Raw genomic sequence first — 17,097 nt, 5'->3', positions numbered from 1 at the left:
CCCCGGACCCGAAGACCACGCTGGCCGAACAGGCCGAGGAGGCACCCGACGCCGACCTGCGGCGCCGCTGGCAAGAGCTGGCCGACGAGGTGCGGGGGCATCAATTCCGCTACTACGTTCGAGACGCCCCGGTGATCTCGGACGCGGAGTTCGACAACCTCCTGCGTGACCTGCAAGGGCTCGAAGACGCGAACCCGGAACTGCGAACCCCGGATTCGCCGACGCAACTGGTCGGCGGCGCCGGCTTCGCCACCGAGTTCACCTCCGCAGACCACCTCGAGCGGATGCTGTCGCTGGACAACGTGTTCACCCCGGACGAACTCGCGGCGTGGGCTGTGCGTACAAAGGGCGAAATCGGTGACGACGCGCATTACCTTTGTGAACTCAAGATCGACGGGGTGGCGCTGGCGCTGGTGTACCGCGACGGTCGCCTGGAGCGCGGCGCCACCCGCGGCGACGGCCGTACCGGCGAGGATGTCACGCTGAATGCGCGGACCATCGACGACATTCCCGAAAAGCTCACCGGCACCAAGGAATTTCCCGTTCCCAAAGTCCTCGAGGTGCGCGGCGAGGTGTTCTTCCGGATCGCCGACTTCGAGGACCTCAACGCCGGCCTCGTCGCAGAGGGCAAGCCGCCCTTCGCCAATCCGCGAAACAGCGCCGCCGGCTCGCTGCGTCAGAAGAATCCGGCCGTCACCGCACGCCGCAAGCTACGGATGATCTGTCACGGTCTCGGACATGCCGAGGGCTTCAGCCCCAAGTCACTGCACGATGCCTATCGAGCGCTCAAGGCGTGGGGGCTACCGGTGTCCGATCACACCGCGAGGGTCCAAGGCATCGACGCCGTCACCGAGCACATCGCGTACTGGGGCGAGCACCGACATGACGTCGATCACGAAATCGACGGTGTGGTAGTCAAAGTCGACGAGATCGCGTTGCAACGGCGCTTGGGCTCCACGTCCCGCGCACCGCGATGGGCGATCGCCTACAAGTACCCACCGGAGGAGGCGACCACCAAGCTGCTCGACATCAAGGTCAACGTGGGTCGCACCGGCCGGGTCACCCCGTTCGCCTTCATGGAGCCCGTCAAGGTCGCGGGCTCCACCGTCAGCCAGGCGACGCTGCACAACGCTTCGGAGGTGGTGCGCAAGGGCGTGCTGATCGGCGACACGGTCGTGATCCGCAAGGCCGGCGACGTGATTCCCGAGGTGCTCGGCCCGGTCGCCGACCTGCGCGACGGCTCCGAACGCGAATTCGTCATGCCCACACAGTGTCCCGAATGCGGCACGACCCTCGCGCCGGCGAAGGAAGGCGATGCCGACATTCGTTGTCCGAATCAACGGTCGTGCCCGGCGCAGTTGCGGGAGCGCGTATTCCACGTCGCGGGACGCGGCGCATTCGACATCGAGGGTCTCGGCTACGAGGCGGCCGTCGCCCTGTTGCAGGCCGGCGTCATCACCGATGAAGGCGACCTTTTCACCATCGGCAGCCCAGATCTGTTGCGAACAGACCTGTTCAAGACCAAGGACGGCAACCTGTCGGCCAACGGCAAGCGGTTACTGGTGAACTTGCACGACGCCAAGTCGAAGCCGCTGTGGCGGGTGCTGGTCGCGCTGTCGATCCGTCACGTCGGTCCGACGGCCGCTCGCGCACTGGCCACCGAATACGGCACCTTGGACGCGATCATGGCCGCTTCGGAGCAGGAGCTGGCGGTCGTCGAAGGAGTGGGCCCGACCATCGCGGCCGCGGTCACCGAGTGGTTCACCGTCGATTGGCATCGCGCGATCGTCGACAAATGGCGGGCGGCCGGTGTGCGGATGGCCGACGAACGCGACGCCAGCATCGAGCGCACGCTCGAGGGACTATCGATCGTCGTCACCGGGTCGTTGACCGGGTACTCCCGTGACGATGCAAAGGAAGCCATCGTCGCGCGCGGCGGAAAGGCCGCCGGGTCGGTGTCCAAGAAGACGGCCTATGTCGTGGCAGGCGATTCACCCGGCTCGAAATTCGACAAGGCCGTCGAACTCGGCGTCCCGGTTCTCGACGAGGACGGCTTCACCCGACTCCTGGCGGACGGACCCGACAGCGTCTAGGACGATGCCGCATGCCGCGTTTGTCGCCGCGGGGCACCGGGCACCCCGGGTGGTGACTGCGAAGGAGTTGTGATGGCGATTTGCGATACCTGCGGCAATGACTACGACAAGGCGTTCACGGTGACCTGGGGCGACGACAAGAGTGCGACGTTCGACAGTATCGAATGCGCAGCGGCTCAGCTGGCGCCGGAGTGCGCGCATTGCGGATGCCGGATTCTGGGCCACGGAATCGAGACGCCGGACGCGATCTTCTGCTGCGCGCACTGTGCGCGCAAGGACACCAACGCCGATGTGAATGACCGCTACCCGGTGCCCGCTGGAGGCTGATTCAGCGCAGAATCGTCGCGACTATGCCGGCCAGGTATCCCAGCCGCGCGACCTCCGACGGGCGGAACAGCGGACCGCCGGGCCTGCCCAGCACGACGGCGGTTCCGGGGTCGCCGAGTGGTGCGGCGGCCAGCGTGGTGTCCATGTCGCGCCAAATCTGCGGTACCCATTCGGCCCCGCCGTCCAGCGATTCGGCGTGATCGATTGGCAGCCAAGGAGTCTCGGCGGCCTGTGTCTCGGGGGCTCCGCGGCTTCCGACGATACGTTGAGGCCCGGATTCGGCCAGCCGAACGACGGTGCACCAACCGACGCGCAGTACGTGTGGCGCCTCGTCGGCGAGAACCTGCAGTTTCTTCTTCGCCGGCGCCGCGGCGATGTGGTCGATGAGCTCGAGTTCGCGGTGCGCCTCCAGCAGGCCGGTGTGCGGCCGGATGGCGTCGACATAGACCCCGTTGATCTGCTCAGCGGCGGTGATGAGCATGTCGGGCATCGCCCCCTGGGGCAGTTCGACCACGAGATCGTCGACGGCATAGCCCGTGCCGCGTTCGACGACGTCCAGCGACAGGATGTCGGCGCCAACGGAGCCGAGCGCGACGGCTAACGAGCCGAGGCTGCCAGGTCGGTCCTCCAGCTGGACCCGCAGCAGATACGAAGGCACGCGCATCACTGTTGCACAGGCCGTGCGGCTCAGCATTCCGGCCAAGGGTGCCGCGGAGGCGATGACTAGGCTTTGCGGCGTGCCACAGATCTCTCGAGACGAGGTAGCCCATCTGGCGCGCCTCGCCCGCCTCGCCCTGGCTGAGGAGGAGCTGGACAGCTTCGCCGGACAGCTGGACGCAATCCTCAGTCACGTCAGCCAGATCCAGGCCGTCGACGTCGGTGGGGTCGACCCGACCGGCAATCCGCTGAAGGACGTCAACGTGTTCCGCCCCGACGACGTCGAACCGTGCCTCACCCAGGATGAGGCGCTGGCCCAGGCCCCGAAAGCGGTCGACGGCCGGTTCGCGGTCCCGCGGATTCTGGGGGAGGCGGAATGAGCGCCGACGACCTGATTCGGTTGGACGCCGCCACGCTCGGCGCCAAGATCGCGGCCAAGGAGGTGTCGTCGACCGAGGCGACGCGTGCCTGTCTGGACCAGATCGCGGCGACCGATGGCGAATATCATGCGTTCCTGCACGTCGCGGGGGAGAAGGCGCTGGCCGAGGCGGCGCGGGTGGATGGTTTGGTCGCCGCGGGCGAGACGCTGCCGTCGCCGCTTGCCGGTGTGCCGTTGGCGCTCAAGGACGTATTCACCGCCACCGATATGCCGACCACCTGCGGGTCGAAGATTCTCGAGGGCTGGACGTCGCCGTATGACGCGACGGTCACCGCGCGGCTGCGTGCTGCGGGCATCCCGATCTTGGGCAAGACGAACATGGACGAGTTCGCGATGGGCAGCTCGACCGAGAACTCCGCCTACGGTCCGACCCGCAATCCGTGGGACACCGACCGCGTGCCGGGCGGTTCGGGTGGCGGTAGTGCCGCTGCATTGGCCGCGTTTCAGGCACCGTTGGCCATCGGGTCCGACACCGGCGGGTCGATCCGTCAACCCGCGGCATTGACCGCGACGGTGGGCGTGAAGCCGACCTACGGCACGGTGTCGCGCTATGGACTGATCGCGTGTGCCTCGTCGCTGGATCAGGGTGGGCCGTGTGCGCGGACCGTGCTGGACACCGCGCTGCTGCACCAGGTCATCGCCGGTCACGACCCGAAGGACTCGACCTCGGTCGACGCCGTGGTACCCGATGTGGTCGGCGCCGCCCGCTCGGGGGCGGCCGGGGACCTCAAGGGCGTGCGGATCGGGGTGGTGAAGCAGTTACGCGGCGACGGCTACCAGGACGGCGTGCTGACGTCGTTCCATGCCGCCGTCGAACAGCTCACCGCGCTGGGCGCCGAGATCAGCGAGGTCGACTGCCCGCACTTCGACTACTCGCTGCCCGCGTACTACCTGATCCTGCCGTCAGAGGTGTCGTCGAACCTCGCGCGGTTCGACGCGATGCGGTACGGGTTGCGGGTCGGCGACGACGGTACGCACAGTGCCGAGGAAGTGATGGCACTGACCCGCGCCGCAGGCTTCGGCCCAGAAGTCAAGCGCCGCATCATGATCGGCACCTATGCATTGTCGGCCGGTTACTACGACGCGTACTACAACCAGGCGCAGAAGGTGCGCACGCTGATCGCGCGCGATCTCGACGAGGCCTACAAGAACGTCGACGTGCTGATCTCGCCGGCCACCCCGACGACCGCCTTCCCGCTGGGGGAGAAGGTCGACGATCCGCTGGCCATGTACCTGTTCGACCTGTGCACGCTGCCGCTGAACCTGGCCGGCCATTGCGGAATGTCGGTGCCGTCGGGTCTCTCGGCGGACGACAATCTGCCGGTCGGGCTGCAGATCATGGCGCCTGCGCTGGCCGACGACCGGCTGTATCGGGTTGGGGCCGCCTATGAAGTTGCGCGGGGTCCGCTGCCAACTGCGATCTGACAGGGGAGGATGGGCGTATGCGGATCGGAATACTCACCGGTGGAGGCGACTGTCCCGGGCTGAACGCCGTGATCAGGGCCGTCGTCCGCACCTGCGACGTGCGCTATCACTCGTCGGTCGTCGGGTTTCTGGACGGTTGGCGCGGGCTGCTGGAGGACCGTCGAATTCAGCTCGCCAACGACGACCGCAACGATCGACTGCTGGCCAAAGGTGGGACGATGCTCGGCACCGCTCGGGTGCACCCGGACAAACTGAAGGCGGGCCTCGAGCAGATCAAGCAGACATTGGACGACAACGGGATCGACGTGCTGATCCCCATCGGTGGCGAGGGCACGCTCACCGCCGCGCACTGGCTCTCCGAGGAGAATGTCCCGGTGGTCGGTGTGCCCAAGACGATCGACAACGACATCGACTGCACTGACGTGACTTTCGGCCACGACACCGCTCTTGGCGTGGCGAGCGAGGCCATCGATCGACTGCACAGCACGGCTGAGTCGCATCAGCGGGTGATGCTGGTCGAGGTGATGGGTCGTCATGCCGGGTGGATCGCATTGAACGCCGGGCTCGCCTCCGGTGCCCACATGACACTGATTCCCGAGCAGCCGTTCGATGTGGAGGAAGTGTGCCGGCTGATCAAGCAGCGCTTCGTCCGCGGCGACGCGCACTTCATCTGTGTGGTGGCCGAAGGCGCCAAACCCGCCGAGGGCTCGATGCCGATGCGCGAAGGCGGCATGGACGAGTTCGGGCACGAGAAGTTCACCGGCGTCGCCCAACAGCTGGCCATCGAAGTGGAGAAGCGGATCCGAAAGGAAGTCCGGGTCACCGTGCTCGGACACGTGCAGCGTGGCGGAACTCCGACGCCATACGACCGAATCCTGGCGACCCGCTTCGGGGTGAACGCCGCCGACGCCGCGCACGCCGGTGAATACGGGATGATGGTGTCGCTGCGAGGCCAGGAGATCGGCCGGGTGCCGCTCGCCGACGCGGTACGCCAGCTCAAACTCGTGCCCCAGAGCCGCTACGACGACGCCGCCGAGTTCTTCGGCTGAGGACGCTCACTAGACTCGGTGGCATGACTGTCGCCGCTGCTGAGCTCCTTGACTACGACGAGGTCATCGCCCGCTACGAACCAGTGATGGGCATGGAAGTCCACGTCGAGCTCTCCACCGCCACCAAGATGTTCTGCGGGTGCACCAACGAATTCGGCGGCGAGCCCAACACGCAGGTGTGCCCCGTGTGTCTGGGTCTGCCCGGCTCCCTTCCGGTGCTCAACCAGTCCGCGGTCGAGTCGGCGATCCGGATCGGGTTGGCGCTCAACTGCGACATCGCACCGTGGGGTCGGTTCGCCAGGAAGAACTACTTCTACCCGGACCAGCCGAAGAACTACCAGATCAGCCAGTACGACGAGCCGATCGCGGTCGACGGATACCTCGACGTGCCACTCGAAGACGGCACGACGTGGCGCGTGGAGATCGAGCGCGCGCACATGGAGGAGGACACCGGCAAGCTCACTCACCTCGGCAGCGACACCGGCCGCATCGAGGGTGCGACCACGTCGCTGCTCGACTACAACCGGGCAGGCGTGCCGCTGATCGAGATCGTCACCAGGCCCATTGAGGGGACTGGCGACCGGGCACCGGAGATCGCCAGGGCGTACGTCACCGCGCTGCGGGACCTGTTGCGAGCCTTGGGAGTTTCCGACGTTCGGATGGACCAGGGCTCGATGCGTTGTGACTCGAACCTGTCGCTGAAGCTCAAGGGTGCAACGGAGTTCGGCACCCGCACCGAGACCAAGAACGTGAACTCGCTCAAGAGCGTCGAAGTCGCCGTGCGCTACGAGATGCGCCGCCAGGCAGCGATTCTCGATGCGGGTGGGTCGATCACCCAGGAGACCCGGCACTTCCACGAGGACGGCCACACCACGGCCGGCCGCAGCAAGGAGACCGCACAGGACTACCGGTATTTTCCGGAGCCCGACCTCGAACCGGTGGCGCCGAGCGCGGAACTCGTCGAACGCCTGCGCGGCACCATTCCCGAATTACCGTGGCTGACTCGCAACCGGATTCAACAGGACTGGGGCATCTCCGACGAGGTGATGCGCGACCTGGTCAACAACGGCGCGATCGATCTGGTGGCCGCGACGGTCGAGCACGGCGCATCCAGCGAAGCCGCGCGGGCTTGGTGGGGAAACTTCTTGGTACAGAAGGCCAACGAATCTGGCACCGAACTCGGTACGCTCCCGATCACCCCAGCCCAGGTCGCTGCCGTGGTGAAGCTGGTCGACGAGGGCAAGCTGTCGAACAAGCTGGCCCGTCAGGTCATCGAGGGCGTACTGGCAGGGGAAGGCGAGCCCGAACAGGTGATGACCGATCGTGGTCTGGCCGTCGTGCGTGATGACTCGCTGATCCAGGCCGCCGTCGACGAAGCTCTTGCCGCCAATCCCGATGTCGCAGAGAAGATTCGCGGCGGCAAGGTGCAGGCCGCAGGTGCCATCGTCGGCGCGGTGATGAAGGCGACCAAAGGTCAGGCCGACGCGGCGCGCGTACGTGAACTGGTGCTGGCCGCCTGCAGCTTGACTAGCTAGGCCCAAGCCCGGGCGCCGGCGCCGGCGCGATGAGCGGCGTCGTCGTCGGGGTCGGTGGTGGAGCCAAACCGGGATCGGAGATCTGTGGCGGTGTTCCGCCCGGCTTCGGTGGTGCGCCTGGCCCACCCGGTGCGCCAGGCGATCGTTCCGCGGGTGGTGCCACGCAATCTGTGCTGTCGAGCGTGCCGCTTACATACCCACCTGACTCCGTGCAACATATGTCGATAATCCAGTTGATGTCGTACTCACCCCATCTCTCAGTGTTGTAGTCGATTTCCCTCTCAATGCAGTCGTCGTACACCCCGATGTCCCAACTGCGGTCGTCGGCGATGGCCACGCCTGCGGACACGAGCGCTATCGCGGCGCCAACAACAGCGGCGATTGGTCGAAGGAGATTACGTACTGCGGCGGTGGAATTCGTTGGCGCCATCTCGTGTCCTTTGGTTGTCGCGTGATCCGGTAATGGTCCGACCGTTGTTTCCCGCCGTGACGGCTGCGATGAACAAACCCGCGCAAAGAGTACGAGTTGTGGGGCAGAATGTGTGTTTGGCGTTTCATTGAATGAAACGCACCGTCGGCAAACGCGGGACCGTGTTCATGGGTGGCGAATTCCTTGATGACCACACCGTGGTCGGTCGCGCCTTGGCGGTCATCGAGGCGGTCGTCGCGTGTGGCCCCAACGCCACTCTCGCTGACCTCGCCAGGCTTACTGGCATCCCGAAGCCCACTGCACTGCGCATCGCGAACGACCTTGTGCACCGTCGCCTGTTGAGACGAACCCCGAACGGCTACGCGCTCGGCCCGGAGCTGAGCCGTCTCGGCGAGACCGCCTCTCTGCAAAGGGATTTCGACCGCTATCTGCCCGTGCTGGAGGAGCTCCACGCCGCACATGGCGGAGTGGCATGGTTGACCGCAGGACGGGAACTGGCCAAGGTTCAGCCAGTCGGGATGGTGTGCGACGACGGGCTGGAGGGCATAGCGAGAGCTGGCTGGCCCGCGCCGGGCAGCGCAGCGATGCTGATCAACACCGCTGGCGGGCACCTCGCATTGGCGCATCAATCCGATCTGTTGGAACGCGTGGCTCGCAACGGGATGGCGCCATCAACGCCGCACTCGTTGCGTGAGGTTTCACAGCTCTATGCGAGCGTGGGTCGAGCCCGACAAGAGGGATTTGCCGTTGAATCGGAGCAGAGCGCTCGAGGGTGGACTTGCGCAGCTGCGCTGCTGCCCGCTAGGGCTGACAAGCGGGCTGTTGTCGGTGTGACCATCCCCGTCGGTCGAGCCAACGCGCGCGAACTGATTCGTTCGGTGCTAAGGGCTTTGGAGGCCATTGTGGCGGACATCGCTCCTCCCGGCAAATGAGAGGCAGCCGAGGCCTATGACTTGCGTGTAGTCACGAGCCGACCATGCCACGCCGCGATTGCAGATTCGGCTATCGACGGCAACTTCTTCTGATCGGCGTCGAGACCTGAACACCGTTGTGCCGCGGCGATATCAGGTGTTGTCGGCGTTGGTGCGCGGGAAGCCGCCGCCCTGCGGGAACAGTGGGAAGACGACGTCGTCCAACTTCTCGGCATCGCCGGCCGTCTTGTTGACGGTCGCTCCCCAGATGTTGCCATCGGGTGATACCGCCATCCCCCAAGCGTGTCCGTGCAGATCCTGGCGCACCACTTCCGGATCACCGGTGACAGCGCCGGTTTCCGGGGCCAGCCGAACCGCGACGGACTGCTTGGTGTTCACAAGGTTTACCAGCACGGTGCCGTCGAGGGCAGCGCACCCGGCGACGCCAGGGCGATCGGGCCATGTCCACACCGTGGACACCTTGGAGTCCTTGGTGATGCGCTGCAGGCGGTCTCCGGTCGGGGTGCGATCGGTGACGTACAAAGACTCATCCGTGGGGTCGATGCACGTCCCGCCGCCCGCGCCAAGGCCCGACAGTGCGGTCGTCGTCGGCGCCTGGTCCACGGTCGTCGGCTGCTCGATACGCAGTAACTTGCCGGCCAGCGATCGAGGATCCCCCGCCTCAGCGGCGTTGCCGGCATCGCCGGTCTGCACCTGCAGCGTGGTGGGGCTGGTGAAAATCAGCGAGCCGGTGTTCCCGGTCGTGCCCTTGGGGATACCGACCAGAATCGGCTTGGGAATGTCGCCGTCGGCGATGCGGATGACCCGGTTGTCGGTCGGAGTGCTCACGTAGGCGTACATCAGACGGTCCTGGACGTAGGTCGGCGACAACACGATGTCCATGAGGCCGCCGTCGCCGCTGGCGTCGACGGGCAGCACCAGTTTGACCTTGGGTTCAGCGCGCACCGACACCTCTTTCACCGCGCCCGTCGTCCGCTCGGCCACCAGCGCCGACTGGCTGTCCGGCAGCATGATCAAGCCGCTGGTGCTTTCCAGGCAGCCCTGCATCACGCCAGGCGCCGGGCACTCTTTGGGGAACGGCTTGGGCGGCAGCGGCGGCGGGGGCGGAGGCGTCGACGACGGCCCGGGCGTCAGTTCGGGTTCCGTGGTGAACGGCTGCGATTGCGCGTCATCGAATCGTGCGCAGCCGGACCCGACGAGCAACGCCGCACACACCACGGCGAACACAGCCCGCATCGGCCGGCGCAGTCTCATGCGAGCCAGGTTACGTATCGTTTGGGAGTGCGCGCCACGCACATGCCGCCGCCGGGCTGTCCACGGCCCGCGAATAGGGCGCCGAAAGCGCCGCGCCAATCCTCGGTTGACGGGTGACTAGCACTTACGCTGGTAGTCGTGACCAGTCATCCCCACGACCCAAGCGCGTGGCAGCGGCCAGACGACGCGGCCGGGCGCCCCATGTCGGCGAGCCTGGTCGACCCCGAAGACGATCTTCCGTCCGCGCATTACGCGGGCGATTTCGAAACCACCGCGATCCCGTCGTACGACGCCAGCAGGTCTGAATCCGAGACATCCGGCTTCGGGCTGCTCAACGAGCCCGAACCGCTGCCCTACGTACAGCCGGGTGGTCGGCACGCCATGCCTCCATACGGAGCAGAACCGGCCGAGTACGGACACGATATCGACGCCCAGAGCCAGGCTGCCAACCGTCGGGGTACCCAGGACCTCGGTCTTCTCGTGCTTCGTCTCGGCGTCGGCGCCATCCTGATCGGGCACGGACTGCAGAAGGCATTCGGCCTGCTCGGCGGCCCCGGTCTGGACGGTTGGGGCGATTCGCTGACCGCGATGGGCTTCAAGTACGCCGACATCCTCACCTACGTCACGACAGCGGGTCAGATTGCTGCGGGCCTGCTTCTGGTGCTTGGTCTGTTCACCCCGGTGGCTGCGGCGGGTGCACTGGCATACCTGGTGACCGGCCTGCTGGCGGAGGCAATGGCGGCCCACGAAGAGGCCAGGCTGGCGCTGTTCCTCAGCGACGGCCATGAGTACAAGGTGTTTCTGGCGTGCGCGGTTGCGGCGCTCATTCTGACCGGTCCGGGTCGATACGGGTTCGATGCCGGACGGGGCTGGGCGCGGCGCCCGTTCGTCGGCTCGTTCATCGGGCTGCTGCTCGGCGTCGGCGTCGGCGTCGCCTTGTGGGTGCTGCTCAACGGCGGCAACCCGCTGGGGTAGCAGACCTGCAGAACTACGCGTAGGGATTGGGCACGCGGCCCGCGCTCACCTCGGTGAGCTGGGGCAATGTCGCGAACGTCACCGCAGGAAGTTGTAGCTCGTCGCCATTCTTGAGGTGCGCCGTTGCCCACGAGGACCTGCCGAATCGCAGACCGTCGATGTCCTCCCAGTCGACGGTCTCGCTGCTCAGCAGCGAACGCGCGGTGACCGTCTTGCTGTCGGCGACAGTGCGGTACCTGACCACCAACACCGACAGCATGATCGGGATGACGAGGATCAGCGCGACCCAGGGCGGACCGGACAGAATCAACGCCAGCATGCCCAGCGCGAGGAATCCGACCGCAAAATGCGCCATCGGAGAGATCCGAATGACGACTGGTTTCTGATCGGGGTCCGCACTCACATCGCCATTTTTGCACTGTGTGCGGGGGTGCCCGAAATTTGACCACCCCGGCGATGCCCGAAATTTGACCCGTGACCAGTGCGGAGGCTACCGTCGACTGTTATGCAGGCCCCGGGAATGCTCGTAGTAATTGGGAAGCGCGTTGATGCCGCGCTTGCTCTCTCCTGGGCATAGCCAACAGCATCGACGCGCGACCCTCGTACAGCAGCCCAGCTGACGGGGGTTTTTTCTTGCCCCACCACCGATTTGAGATCCTAGAAACCGTCCGGAACAGAGAGAGAAGATCGTGAGCGCACCCACCACGCGACCGCCCGAGCAGTCGGAGACCGCGCCAAACGGGACACATGCCGCGCCCAAGCCTGGCTCGGCTCCACCCAAACGCATTGCGCCGCATCAGCTCACCGGAGCGCAGGCCGTCATCCGGTCGTTGGAGGAACTCGATGTCGACGTCATCTTCGGCATCCCCGGCGGAGCCGTGTTGCCGGTCTACGATCCGCTTTTCGACTCGCAGAAGTTGCGCCACGTCCTGGTTCGCCATGAGCAGGGAGCCGGGCACGCCGCCAGCGGGTACGCGCACGCCACCGGCAGGGTCGGTGTCTGCATGGCGACTTCCGGTCCGGGTGCCACGAACCTGGTCACTCCACTCGCAGACGCTCAGATGGACTCGATCCCGGTGGTCGCGATCACCGGCCAGGTCGGGCGGGGCCTGATCGGCACCGATGCCTTCCAGGAGGCCGACATCTCGGGCATCACGATGCCGATCACCAAGCACAACTTCCTCGTTCGCGATGGCGACGACATCGCCCGCGTGATGGCCGAGGCGTTCCACATCGCCAAGTCCGGCCGCCCGGGCGCGGTGCTCGTCGACATTCCGAAGGACGTGCTGCAGGGGCAGTGCACCTTCAGCTGGCCGCCGGAGCTCGACCTGCCGGGATACAAGCCGAACACCAAGCCGCATAGCAAGCAGGTCCGCGAGGCCGCAAAGCTCATCGCCGCCGCCCGTAAGCCGGTGCTGTACGTCGGTGGCGGAGTGATCCGCGGTGAGGCCACTGCGGAATTGCTCGATCTGGCCGAACTGACGGGGATCCCCGTCGTCACGACGCTGATGGCTCGTGGCGCTTTCCCCGACAGCCATCCGCAGAACCTCGGCATGCCCGGCATGCACGGCACCGTCGCAGCGGTGGCGGCCCTGCAGAAGAGCGACCTGCTGATCGCACTCGGCACACGGTTCGATGACCGCGTCACGGGTCAGCTGTCGTCCTTCGCCCCCGACGCAAAGGTCATCCACGCCGACATCGACCCGGCCGAGATCGGCAAGAATCGCAACGCCGACGTGCCCATCGTGGGCGACGTCAAGGCCGTCATCACCGATCTGCTTGGTGCGCTCCGGCGCGACGGCACCTCGGCGTCGACGTTGAACATGGACATCTGGTGGGAGTACCTACGCGGCGTGCAGCTGACCTACCCGCTGAGCTACGGCCCGCAAAGCGACGGCAGCCTGAGCCCCGAGTACGTCATCGAGACACTGGGACGCATCGCAGGGCCGGACGCGGTGTACGTCGCAGGCGTTGGGCAGCACCAGATGTGGGCCGCGCAATTCATCAAGTACGAGAAGCCGAAAACCTGGTTGAATTCGGGTGGGCTGGGCACCATGGGCTACGCCATCCCCGCCGCGATGGGCGCCAAGTTCGCCAGGCCAGAGGCCGAGGTGTGGGCCATCGATGGCGACGGTTGCTTCCAGATGACCAACCAGGAGCTGGCCACCTGTGCGGTCGAGGGTGCGCCTATCAAGGTGGCCGTCATCAACAACGGCAATCTGGGCATGGTGCGTCAGTGGCAGACCCTCTTCTACGGGGAGCGCTACAGCCAGACCGATCTGGCGACGCACAGCCACCGGATACCCGACTTCGTCAAGCTGGCCGAGGCGTACGGATGCGTCGGATTGCGTTGTGAGCGAGCCGAAGACGTCGAGGACGTCATCAATCAGGCGCGGGCCATCAACGATCGTCCGGTGCTCATCGACTTCATCGTCGGCGCGGACGCGCAGGTGTGGCCGATGGTCGCGGCGGGCACCGGCAACGACGAGATCATGGCGGCGCGCAACATCCGGCCGCTGTTCGACGACCCCGCCAACGAGGGGCACGCCTGATGACGATCACCACTCACACCCTCAGCGTTCTCGTCGAAGACAAGCCCGGCGTGCTGGCGCGCGTTGCGTCGTTGTTCTCGCGGCGTGGCTTCAACATTCAGAGCCTCGCCGTCGGAGCCACCGAGCAGAAGCACCTGTCGCGCATGACGATCGTCGTGGCAGTCGAGGACTTTCCACTCGAGCAGATCACCAAGCAGCTCAACAAGCTCATCAACGTGATCAAGATTGTCGAGCAGGACGAGGACAACTCCGTGTCGCGCGAGTTGGCACTCATCAAGGTGCGCGCAGACGCGGCGACTCGCGGTCAGATCATCGAGGCGGTGAACCTGTTCCGCGCCAAGGTGGTCGACGTGTCAGCAGAGTCGTTGGTGGTGGAGGCCACCGGCACCCACGGTAAGCTCACCGCGCTGCTAAATCTGTTGGAGCCGTACGGCATTCGCGAGATCGCCCAGTCCGGAATGGTGACGCTGGCCCGCGGTCCCCGCGGCATCGTCACCGCGAAATAACACTCAAGATACAAACACAGAGAAGGAAATTCACGAATGCCAGTTGAGATGTTCTACGACGACGACGCGGACCTGTCGATCATCCAGGGCCGCAAAGTCGGCGTCATTGGCTACGGCAGCCAGGGTCACGCCCACTCACTGTCCCTGCGCGACTCCGGCGCGCAGGTGAAGGTCGGCCTCAAGGAGGGATCGAAGTCCCGCGCGAAGGTCACCGAGCAGGGACTCGAAGTGGATACGCCTGCCGAGGTCGCCAAGTGGGCCGACGTGATCATGCTGCTGGCGCCCGATACCGCCCAGGCTGACATCTTCAAGAACGACATCGAGCCCAATCTGGAGGACGGCAACGCGCTATTCTTCGGCCACGGCCTCAACATTCACTTCGATCTGATCAAGCCGCCGGCCAACGTCACCATCGGCATGGTGGCCCCGAAGGGACCGGGTCACCTGGTGCGCCGCCAGTTCGTCGACGGTAAGGGTGTGCCGTGCCTGATCGCGGTCGACCAGGACCCCAAGGGTGAGGGTCAGGCGCTCGCGCTGTCCTACGCCAAGGGCATCGGTGGTACCCGGGCAGGCGTCATCAAGACGACGTTCAAGGACGAGACCGAGACCGACCTCTTCGGCGAGCAGGCCGTGTTGTGCGGTGGGACTGAGGAACTCGTCAAGACCGGGTTCGACGTGATGGTCGAGGCGGGCTACGAGCCCGAGCTCGCCTACTTCGAGGTGCTGCACGAGCTGAAGCTCATCGTCGACCTGATGTACGAGGGTGGCATCGCGCGGATGAACTACTCGGTGTCTGACACAGCGGAGTTCGGCGGCTACCTGTCCGGGCCGCGGGTGATCGACGCCGACACGAAGAAGCGCATGCAGCAGATCCTCGGTGAAATCCAGGACGGCACCTTCGTCAAGAAACTCGTCGCGAACGTCGAGGGCGGCAACAAGGAGCTCGAGCGGCTCCGCAAGGAGAACGCCGAGCATCCCATCGAGGTGACCGGCAAGAAGCTACGTGACCTGATGAGCTGGGTCGACCGGCCGATCACCGAAACCGCCTAGTAGCGATTTGTGGAGCGCGAGCCGCAGTGAGCGCGGCCGCGGCTCCACAAATCGCTATGAAGTGAGGCGATCAGCGATACCGACGACGCGCTTGGCCAAATGGTCGAGCGCGTCGTTCGTTGCGCCGTCGAACTCACTGATGTTGCCGTGATCCGCGGTGAGGCTCGCGCCGTAGGGGTTTCCGTCGACGTACTTCAACGGGTCGGTGTAGCCCGGGGGCACGATGATCCCGCCGAAGTGCATCAGCGTGATGTACAGCGAGAGAATCGTCGTCTCCTGGCCGCCGTGGACCGTGTTGGTCGACGTGAACGCCGCATAGACCTTGTCGGCAAGCTTGCCCTCCGACCAGATGCCCCCCAGTGAGTCGAGGTAGGCACGTAGCTGCGATGCGACCGAACCGAATCGCGTGGGGGAGCCGAAGATCACCGCGTCCGCCCAGACGATGTCGTCGCCGGTCGCAACGGGCAGATCCTTGGTCGCCTCGTAGTGGGCCGTCCAGGCGGGGTTCTGTGCGAATGACGCCGGATCGCGTGTTTCGGCGACGTGGCGGATGCGCACCTCGGCACCTGCGGCTTCGGCCGCGGCGCCTACCCGCTTGGCCATCGCCGCCCCGTGCCCGGTCGCGGAGTAATAGATGACGGAAAGCTTGGCCATGGTGCCAGTCTAGGACTGCCGATTACGCACAACAGCTATGGCGTCCATGGGAATTCGATCCACAGATCGGTCCGGCGCCAGACGTAGTCGCAATCGACGTCCGACTTCGGCTTCTGATAGATGACCGCGCACCGGACCTCGGCAACGTGCTCGGCGCAGAAGTCGCGGACGAAACGCAGGGTTGCCCCGGTGTCTGCCACGTCGTCGGCGATCAGCATTCGGGTACCGCCCAGGCTCCTGACATCGGGCAGCGGAGGCAGCAGGACCGGCGTATCCAGGCGTTCGTCCACGCCGGTGTAGTACTCCACGTTCATCATGTGCACGTTCTTGACCTCGAGCGCGTAGCCCAGCGCACCGGCGACGAACAGCCCGCCCCGCGCGACAGCGAGGATCAGATCGGGTACGAAACCGTCTGCAACGACGGCGGACGCGAGTTGCCGTGTGGCGGCGCCAAACTGGTCCCACGACAATTCTTCCCGATCGGCCATTGGCAAACCGTAATCGGTTATGGGCGCTTTCGTCGGAATGAGCGCAACCCACGCTATGGATGGCTCTCGTGACCCGCCTTGCCTTGGGTACGGCGACGCTCTTTCATCTCCGCTTCGTACACGTGGCGTGCACCCTGCTGCAGTTCGTCACGCACGCGACGTTCGTGGTCGCGAAACACCGACCAGTAGTTGTCGTCGAACTCCTCGACGATCTGGAAAGTCCAGCGCCCATTGAGGACGTTGCGGCCGACGACTTCGGACTCGAGTCGGTCGGCCACCGTCTCGTGGCCGGCGTCGCGCATTTTGTCGCATGCCTCGCCGAGCAGAAGATCGCCATGGCCCATCAGCTGATGGAACGAGTACAGGTGGCCGCGTGCGCGCTCCACGAATTCCAACGCCTCGGACACGGCGCCGACGGCCTTGACCGTCGCGTCGTCGATACCCGCTGGTCGCCGGGGCTTGCCAGTTTCGGGTCGGGTCACGTAGGGGCGAATACCCGCTAGGTGAGGCAAAACACCGTCTGTGAAAAGTTTGCATCGATTTTGCGTTGAATGGTGTGTATGCCAGTTCCGAGGTCCTATCCTGACGAGGTTGACGACTTCTAAGCCTCGATCCACCGACTGACCTGGTGTTTTCTGGGTGTCGGAATGAGGAAAGTGCCCTCTGAACTGGGATGATTGTAGTTCTCACACAAACAATCGGGTCAGTTCGGAAAGGCACTTCCAGTGCAA

The 17,097-nt window shown here is 65.4% G+C and carries 17 protein-coding genes; 11 read left to right on the top strand and 6 right to left on the bottom strand.

The genetic code is table 11. The features are described 5' to 3' along the window. Positions 1–20: 20 nt before the first annotated feature. Both ligA and CSQ99_RS16805 read left to right on the top strand, forming a co-directional pair. Entirely contained in the window at positions 21–2,093 is a 2,073-nt protein-coding gene (gene ligA / locus CSQ99_RS16810; RefSeq protein ID WP_176561060.1) for an NAD-dependent DNA ligase LigA, read from the top strand. A 72-nt stretch (positions 2,094–2,165) separates the two neighbouring features. After that, complete coding sequence (locus CSQ99_RS16805) at positions 2,166–2,420, top strand: hypothetical protein (RefSeq protein ID WP_099040140.1); 255 nt, start codon at positions 2,166–2,168, stop codon at positions 2,418–2,420. A 1-nt stretch (position 2,421) separates the two neighbouring features. On the opposite strand, the gene CSQ99_RS16800 is transcribed toward CSQ99_RS16805, so the two are convergent. Then, the gene (locus CSQ99_RS16800; protein ID WP_099040206.1) at positions 2,422–3,078 is read right to left on the bottom strand and encodes an ACT domain-containing protein; all 657 of its coding nucleotides are present in this window, start codon (positions 3,076–3,078) and stop codon (positions 2,422–2,424) included. Between the two features lie 79 nt (positions 3,079–3,157). On the opposite strand from CSQ99_RS16800, the gene gatC reads away from it, so the two are divergent. The 5 genes from gatC (at position 3,158) to CSQ99_RS16775 (ending at position 8,887) form a co-directional block, all read left to right on the top strand. Continuing rightward, the gene (gene gatC / locus CSQ99_RS16795) at positions 3,158–3,457 is read left to right on the top strand and encodes an Asp-tRNA(Asn)/Glu-tRNA(Gln) amidotransferase subunit GatC (RefSeq protein WP_099040205.1); all 300 of its coding nucleotides are present in this window, start codon (positions 3,158–3,160) and stop codon (positions 3,455–3,457) included. Continuing rightward, complete coding sequence (gene gatA, locus CSQ99_RS16790) at positions 3,454–4,941, top strand: Asp-tRNA(Asn)/Glu-tRNA(Gln) amidotransferase subunit GatA (protein ID WP_099040139.1); 1,488 nt, start codon at positions 3,454–3,456, stop codon at positions 4,939–4,941. The genes gatC and gatA overlap by 4 nt, the downstream gene beginning before the upstream one ends. 17 nt (positions 4,942–4,958) lie before the next feature. Further along, a complete protein-coding gene (locus tag CSQ99_RS16785; RefSeq protein ID WP_099040138.1) occupies positions 4,959–5,990 on the top strand; it encodes an ATP-dependent 6-phosphofructokinase in 1,032 nt (343 codons plus the stop codon). A gap of 23 nt (positions 5,991–6,013) precedes the next feature. After that, positions 6,014–7,525 carry an Asp-tRNA(Asn)/Glu-tRNA(Gln) amidotransferase subunit GatB gene (gatB, locus tag CSQ99_RS16780; protein WP_099040137.1) on the top strand — a complete coding sequence of 504 codons (1,512 nt, stop codon included), beginning with the start codon at positions 6,014–6,016 and terminating at the stop codon, positions 7,523–7,525. A gap of 561 nt (positions 7,526–8,086) precedes the next feature. After that, entirely contained in the window at positions 8,087–8,887 is an 801-nt protein-coding gene (locus tag CSQ99_RS16775; protein WP_099040136.1) for an IclR family transcriptional regulator, read from the top strand. 132 nt (positions 8,888–9,019) lie between these two features. Here the strand turns inward: CSQ99_RS16775 and CSQ99_RS16770 are convergent, their stop codons facing one another. Then, complete coding sequence (locus CSQ99_RS16770; RefSeq protein WP_099040135.1) at positions 9,020–10,141, bottom strand: PQQ-dependent sugar dehydrogenase; 1,122 nt, start codon at positions 10,139–10,141, stop codon at positions 9,020–9,022. Between the two features lie 138 nt (positions 10,142–10,279). Between CSQ99_RS16770 and CSQ99_RS16765 the strand changes: the two genes are divergently transcribed. Next, on the top strand, positions 10,280–11,116 hold the full coding sequence (locus CSQ99_RS16765) for a DoxX family protein (protein WP_099040134.1): 837 nt from the start codon (positions 10,280–10,282) through the stop codon (positions 11,114–11,116). 13 nt (positions 11,117–11,129) lie between these two features. On the opposite strand, the gene CSQ99_RS16760 is transcribed toward CSQ99_RS16765, so the two are convergent. Next, complete coding sequence (locus CSQ99_RS16760) at positions 11,130–11,471, bottom strand: PH domain-containing protein (protein ID WP_099040133.1); 342 nt, start codon at positions 11,469–11,471, stop codon at positions 11,130–11,132. Between the two features lie 334 nt (positions 11,472–11,805). On the opposite strand from CSQ99_RS16760, the gene CSQ99_RS16755 reads away from it, so the two are divergent. From CSQ99_RS16755 to ilvC, 3 genes are read left to right on the top strand one after another with little or no spacing between them, the layout of a single operon-like run. Then, complete coding sequence (locus CSQ99_RS16755) at positions 11,806–13,668, top strand: acetolactate synthase large subunit (protein ID WP_099040132.1); 1,863 nt, start codon at positions 11,806–11,808, stop codon at positions 13,666–13,668. Then, positions 13,668–14,174 carry an acetolactate synthase small subunit gene (gene ilvN / locus CSQ99_RS16750; RefSeq protein ID WP_099040131.1) on the top strand — a complete coding sequence of 169 codons (507 nt, stop codon included), beginning with the start codon at positions 13,668–13,670 and terminating at the stop codon, positions 14,172–14,174. The genes CSQ99_RS16755 and ilvN overlap by 1 nt, the downstream gene beginning before the upstream one ends. 48 nt (positions 14,175–14,222) lie before the next feature. Next, positions 14,223–15,224 (top strand): ketol-acid reductoisomerase, encoded by a 1,002-nt coding sequence (gene ilvC / locus CSQ99_RS16745; protein WP_176561059.1) that lies wholly within the window; start codon positions 14,223–14,225, stop codon positions 15,222–15,224. 54 nt (positions 15,225–15,278) lie between these two features. On the opposite strand, the gene wrbA is transcribed toward ilvC, so the two are convergent. Genes wrbA through CSQ99_RS16730 form a run of 3 tightly spaced genes read right to left on the bottom strand, consistent with a single transcriptional unit; the run spans position 15,279 to position 16,848 of the window. Beyond that, on the bottom strand, positions 15,279–15,878 hold the full coding sequence (wrbA, locus tag CSQ99_RS16740; protein ID WP_099040129.1) for an NAD(P)H:quinone oxidoreductase: 600 nt from the start codon (positions 15,876–15,878) through the stop codon (positions 15,279–15,281). Between the two features lie 35 nt (positions 15,879–15,913). Next, positions 15,914–16,366: a phosphoribosyltransferase gene (locus tag CSQ99_RS16735; RefSeq protein ID WP_099040128.1), complete on the bottom strand. Its 453-nt coding sequence runs from the start codon at positions 16,364–16,366 to the stop codon at positions 15,914–15,916. Positions 16,367–16,419: 53 nt separating this feature from the next. Further along, on the bottom strand, positions 16,420–16,848 hold the full coding sequence (locus tag CSQ99_RS16730) for a hypothetical protein (RefSeq protein ID WP_099040127.1): 429 nt from the start codon (positions 16,846–16,848) through the stop codon (positions 16,420–16,422). Positions 16,849–17,097 lie beyond the last annotated feature (249 nt).

Source organism: Mycobacterium neglectum (assembly GCF_002591975.1).
GTDB classification, from domain to species: domain Bacteria; phylum Actinomycetota; class Actinomycetes; order Mycobacteriales; family Mycobacteriaceae; genus Mycobacterium; species Mycobacterium neglectum.
This window is presented reverse-complemented; position numbering and strand designations above follow the sequence as displayed.

Bases quoted from the DNA above. Each gene is read 5' to 3' on its own strand.
- CSQ99_RS16805 (WP_099040140.1), top strand. From the start codon at position 2,166: ATGGCGATTTGCGATACCTGCGGCAATGACTACGACAAGGCGTTCACG.
- gatA (WP_099040139.1), top strand. From the start codon at position 3,454: ATGAGCGCCGACGACCTGATTCGGTTGGACGCCGCCACGCTCGGCGCC.
- CSQ99_RS16785 (WP_099040138.1), top strand. From the start codon at position 4,959: ATGCGGATCGGAATACTCACCGGTGGAGGCGACTGTCCCGGGCTGAAC.
- gatB (WP_099040137.1), top strand. From the start codon at position 6,014: ATGACTGTCGCCGCTGCTGAGCTCCTTGACTACGACGAGGTCATCGCC.
- CSQ99_RS16775 (WP_099040136.1), top strand. From the start codon at position 8,087: ATGAAACGCACCGTCGGCAAACGCGGGACCGTGTTCATGGGTGGCGAA.
- CSQ99_RS16770 (WP_099040135.1), bottom strand. From the start codon at position 10,141: ATGAGACTGCGCCGGCCGATGCGGGCTGTGTTCGCCGTGGTGTGTGCG.
- CSQ99_RS16760 (WP_099040133.1), bottom strand. From the start codon at position 11,471: ATGGCGCATTTTGCGGTCGGATTCCTCGCGCTGGGCATGCTGGCGTTG.
- ilvN (WP_099040131.1), top strand. From the start codon at position 13,668: ATGACGATCACCACTCACACCCTCAGCGTTCTCGTCGAAGACAAGCCC.
- ilvC (WP_176561059.1), top strand. From the start codon at position 14,223: ATGTTCTACGACGACGACGCGGACCTGTCGATCATCCAGGGCCGCAAA.
- wrbA (WP_099040129.1), bottom strand. From the start codon at position 15,878: ATGGCCAAGCTTTCCGTCATCTATTACTCCGCGACCGGGCACGGGGCG.
- CSQ99_RS16735 (WP_099040128.1), bottom strand. From the start codon at position 16,366: ATGGCCGATCGGGAAGAATTGTCGTGGGACCAGTTTGGCGCCGCCACA.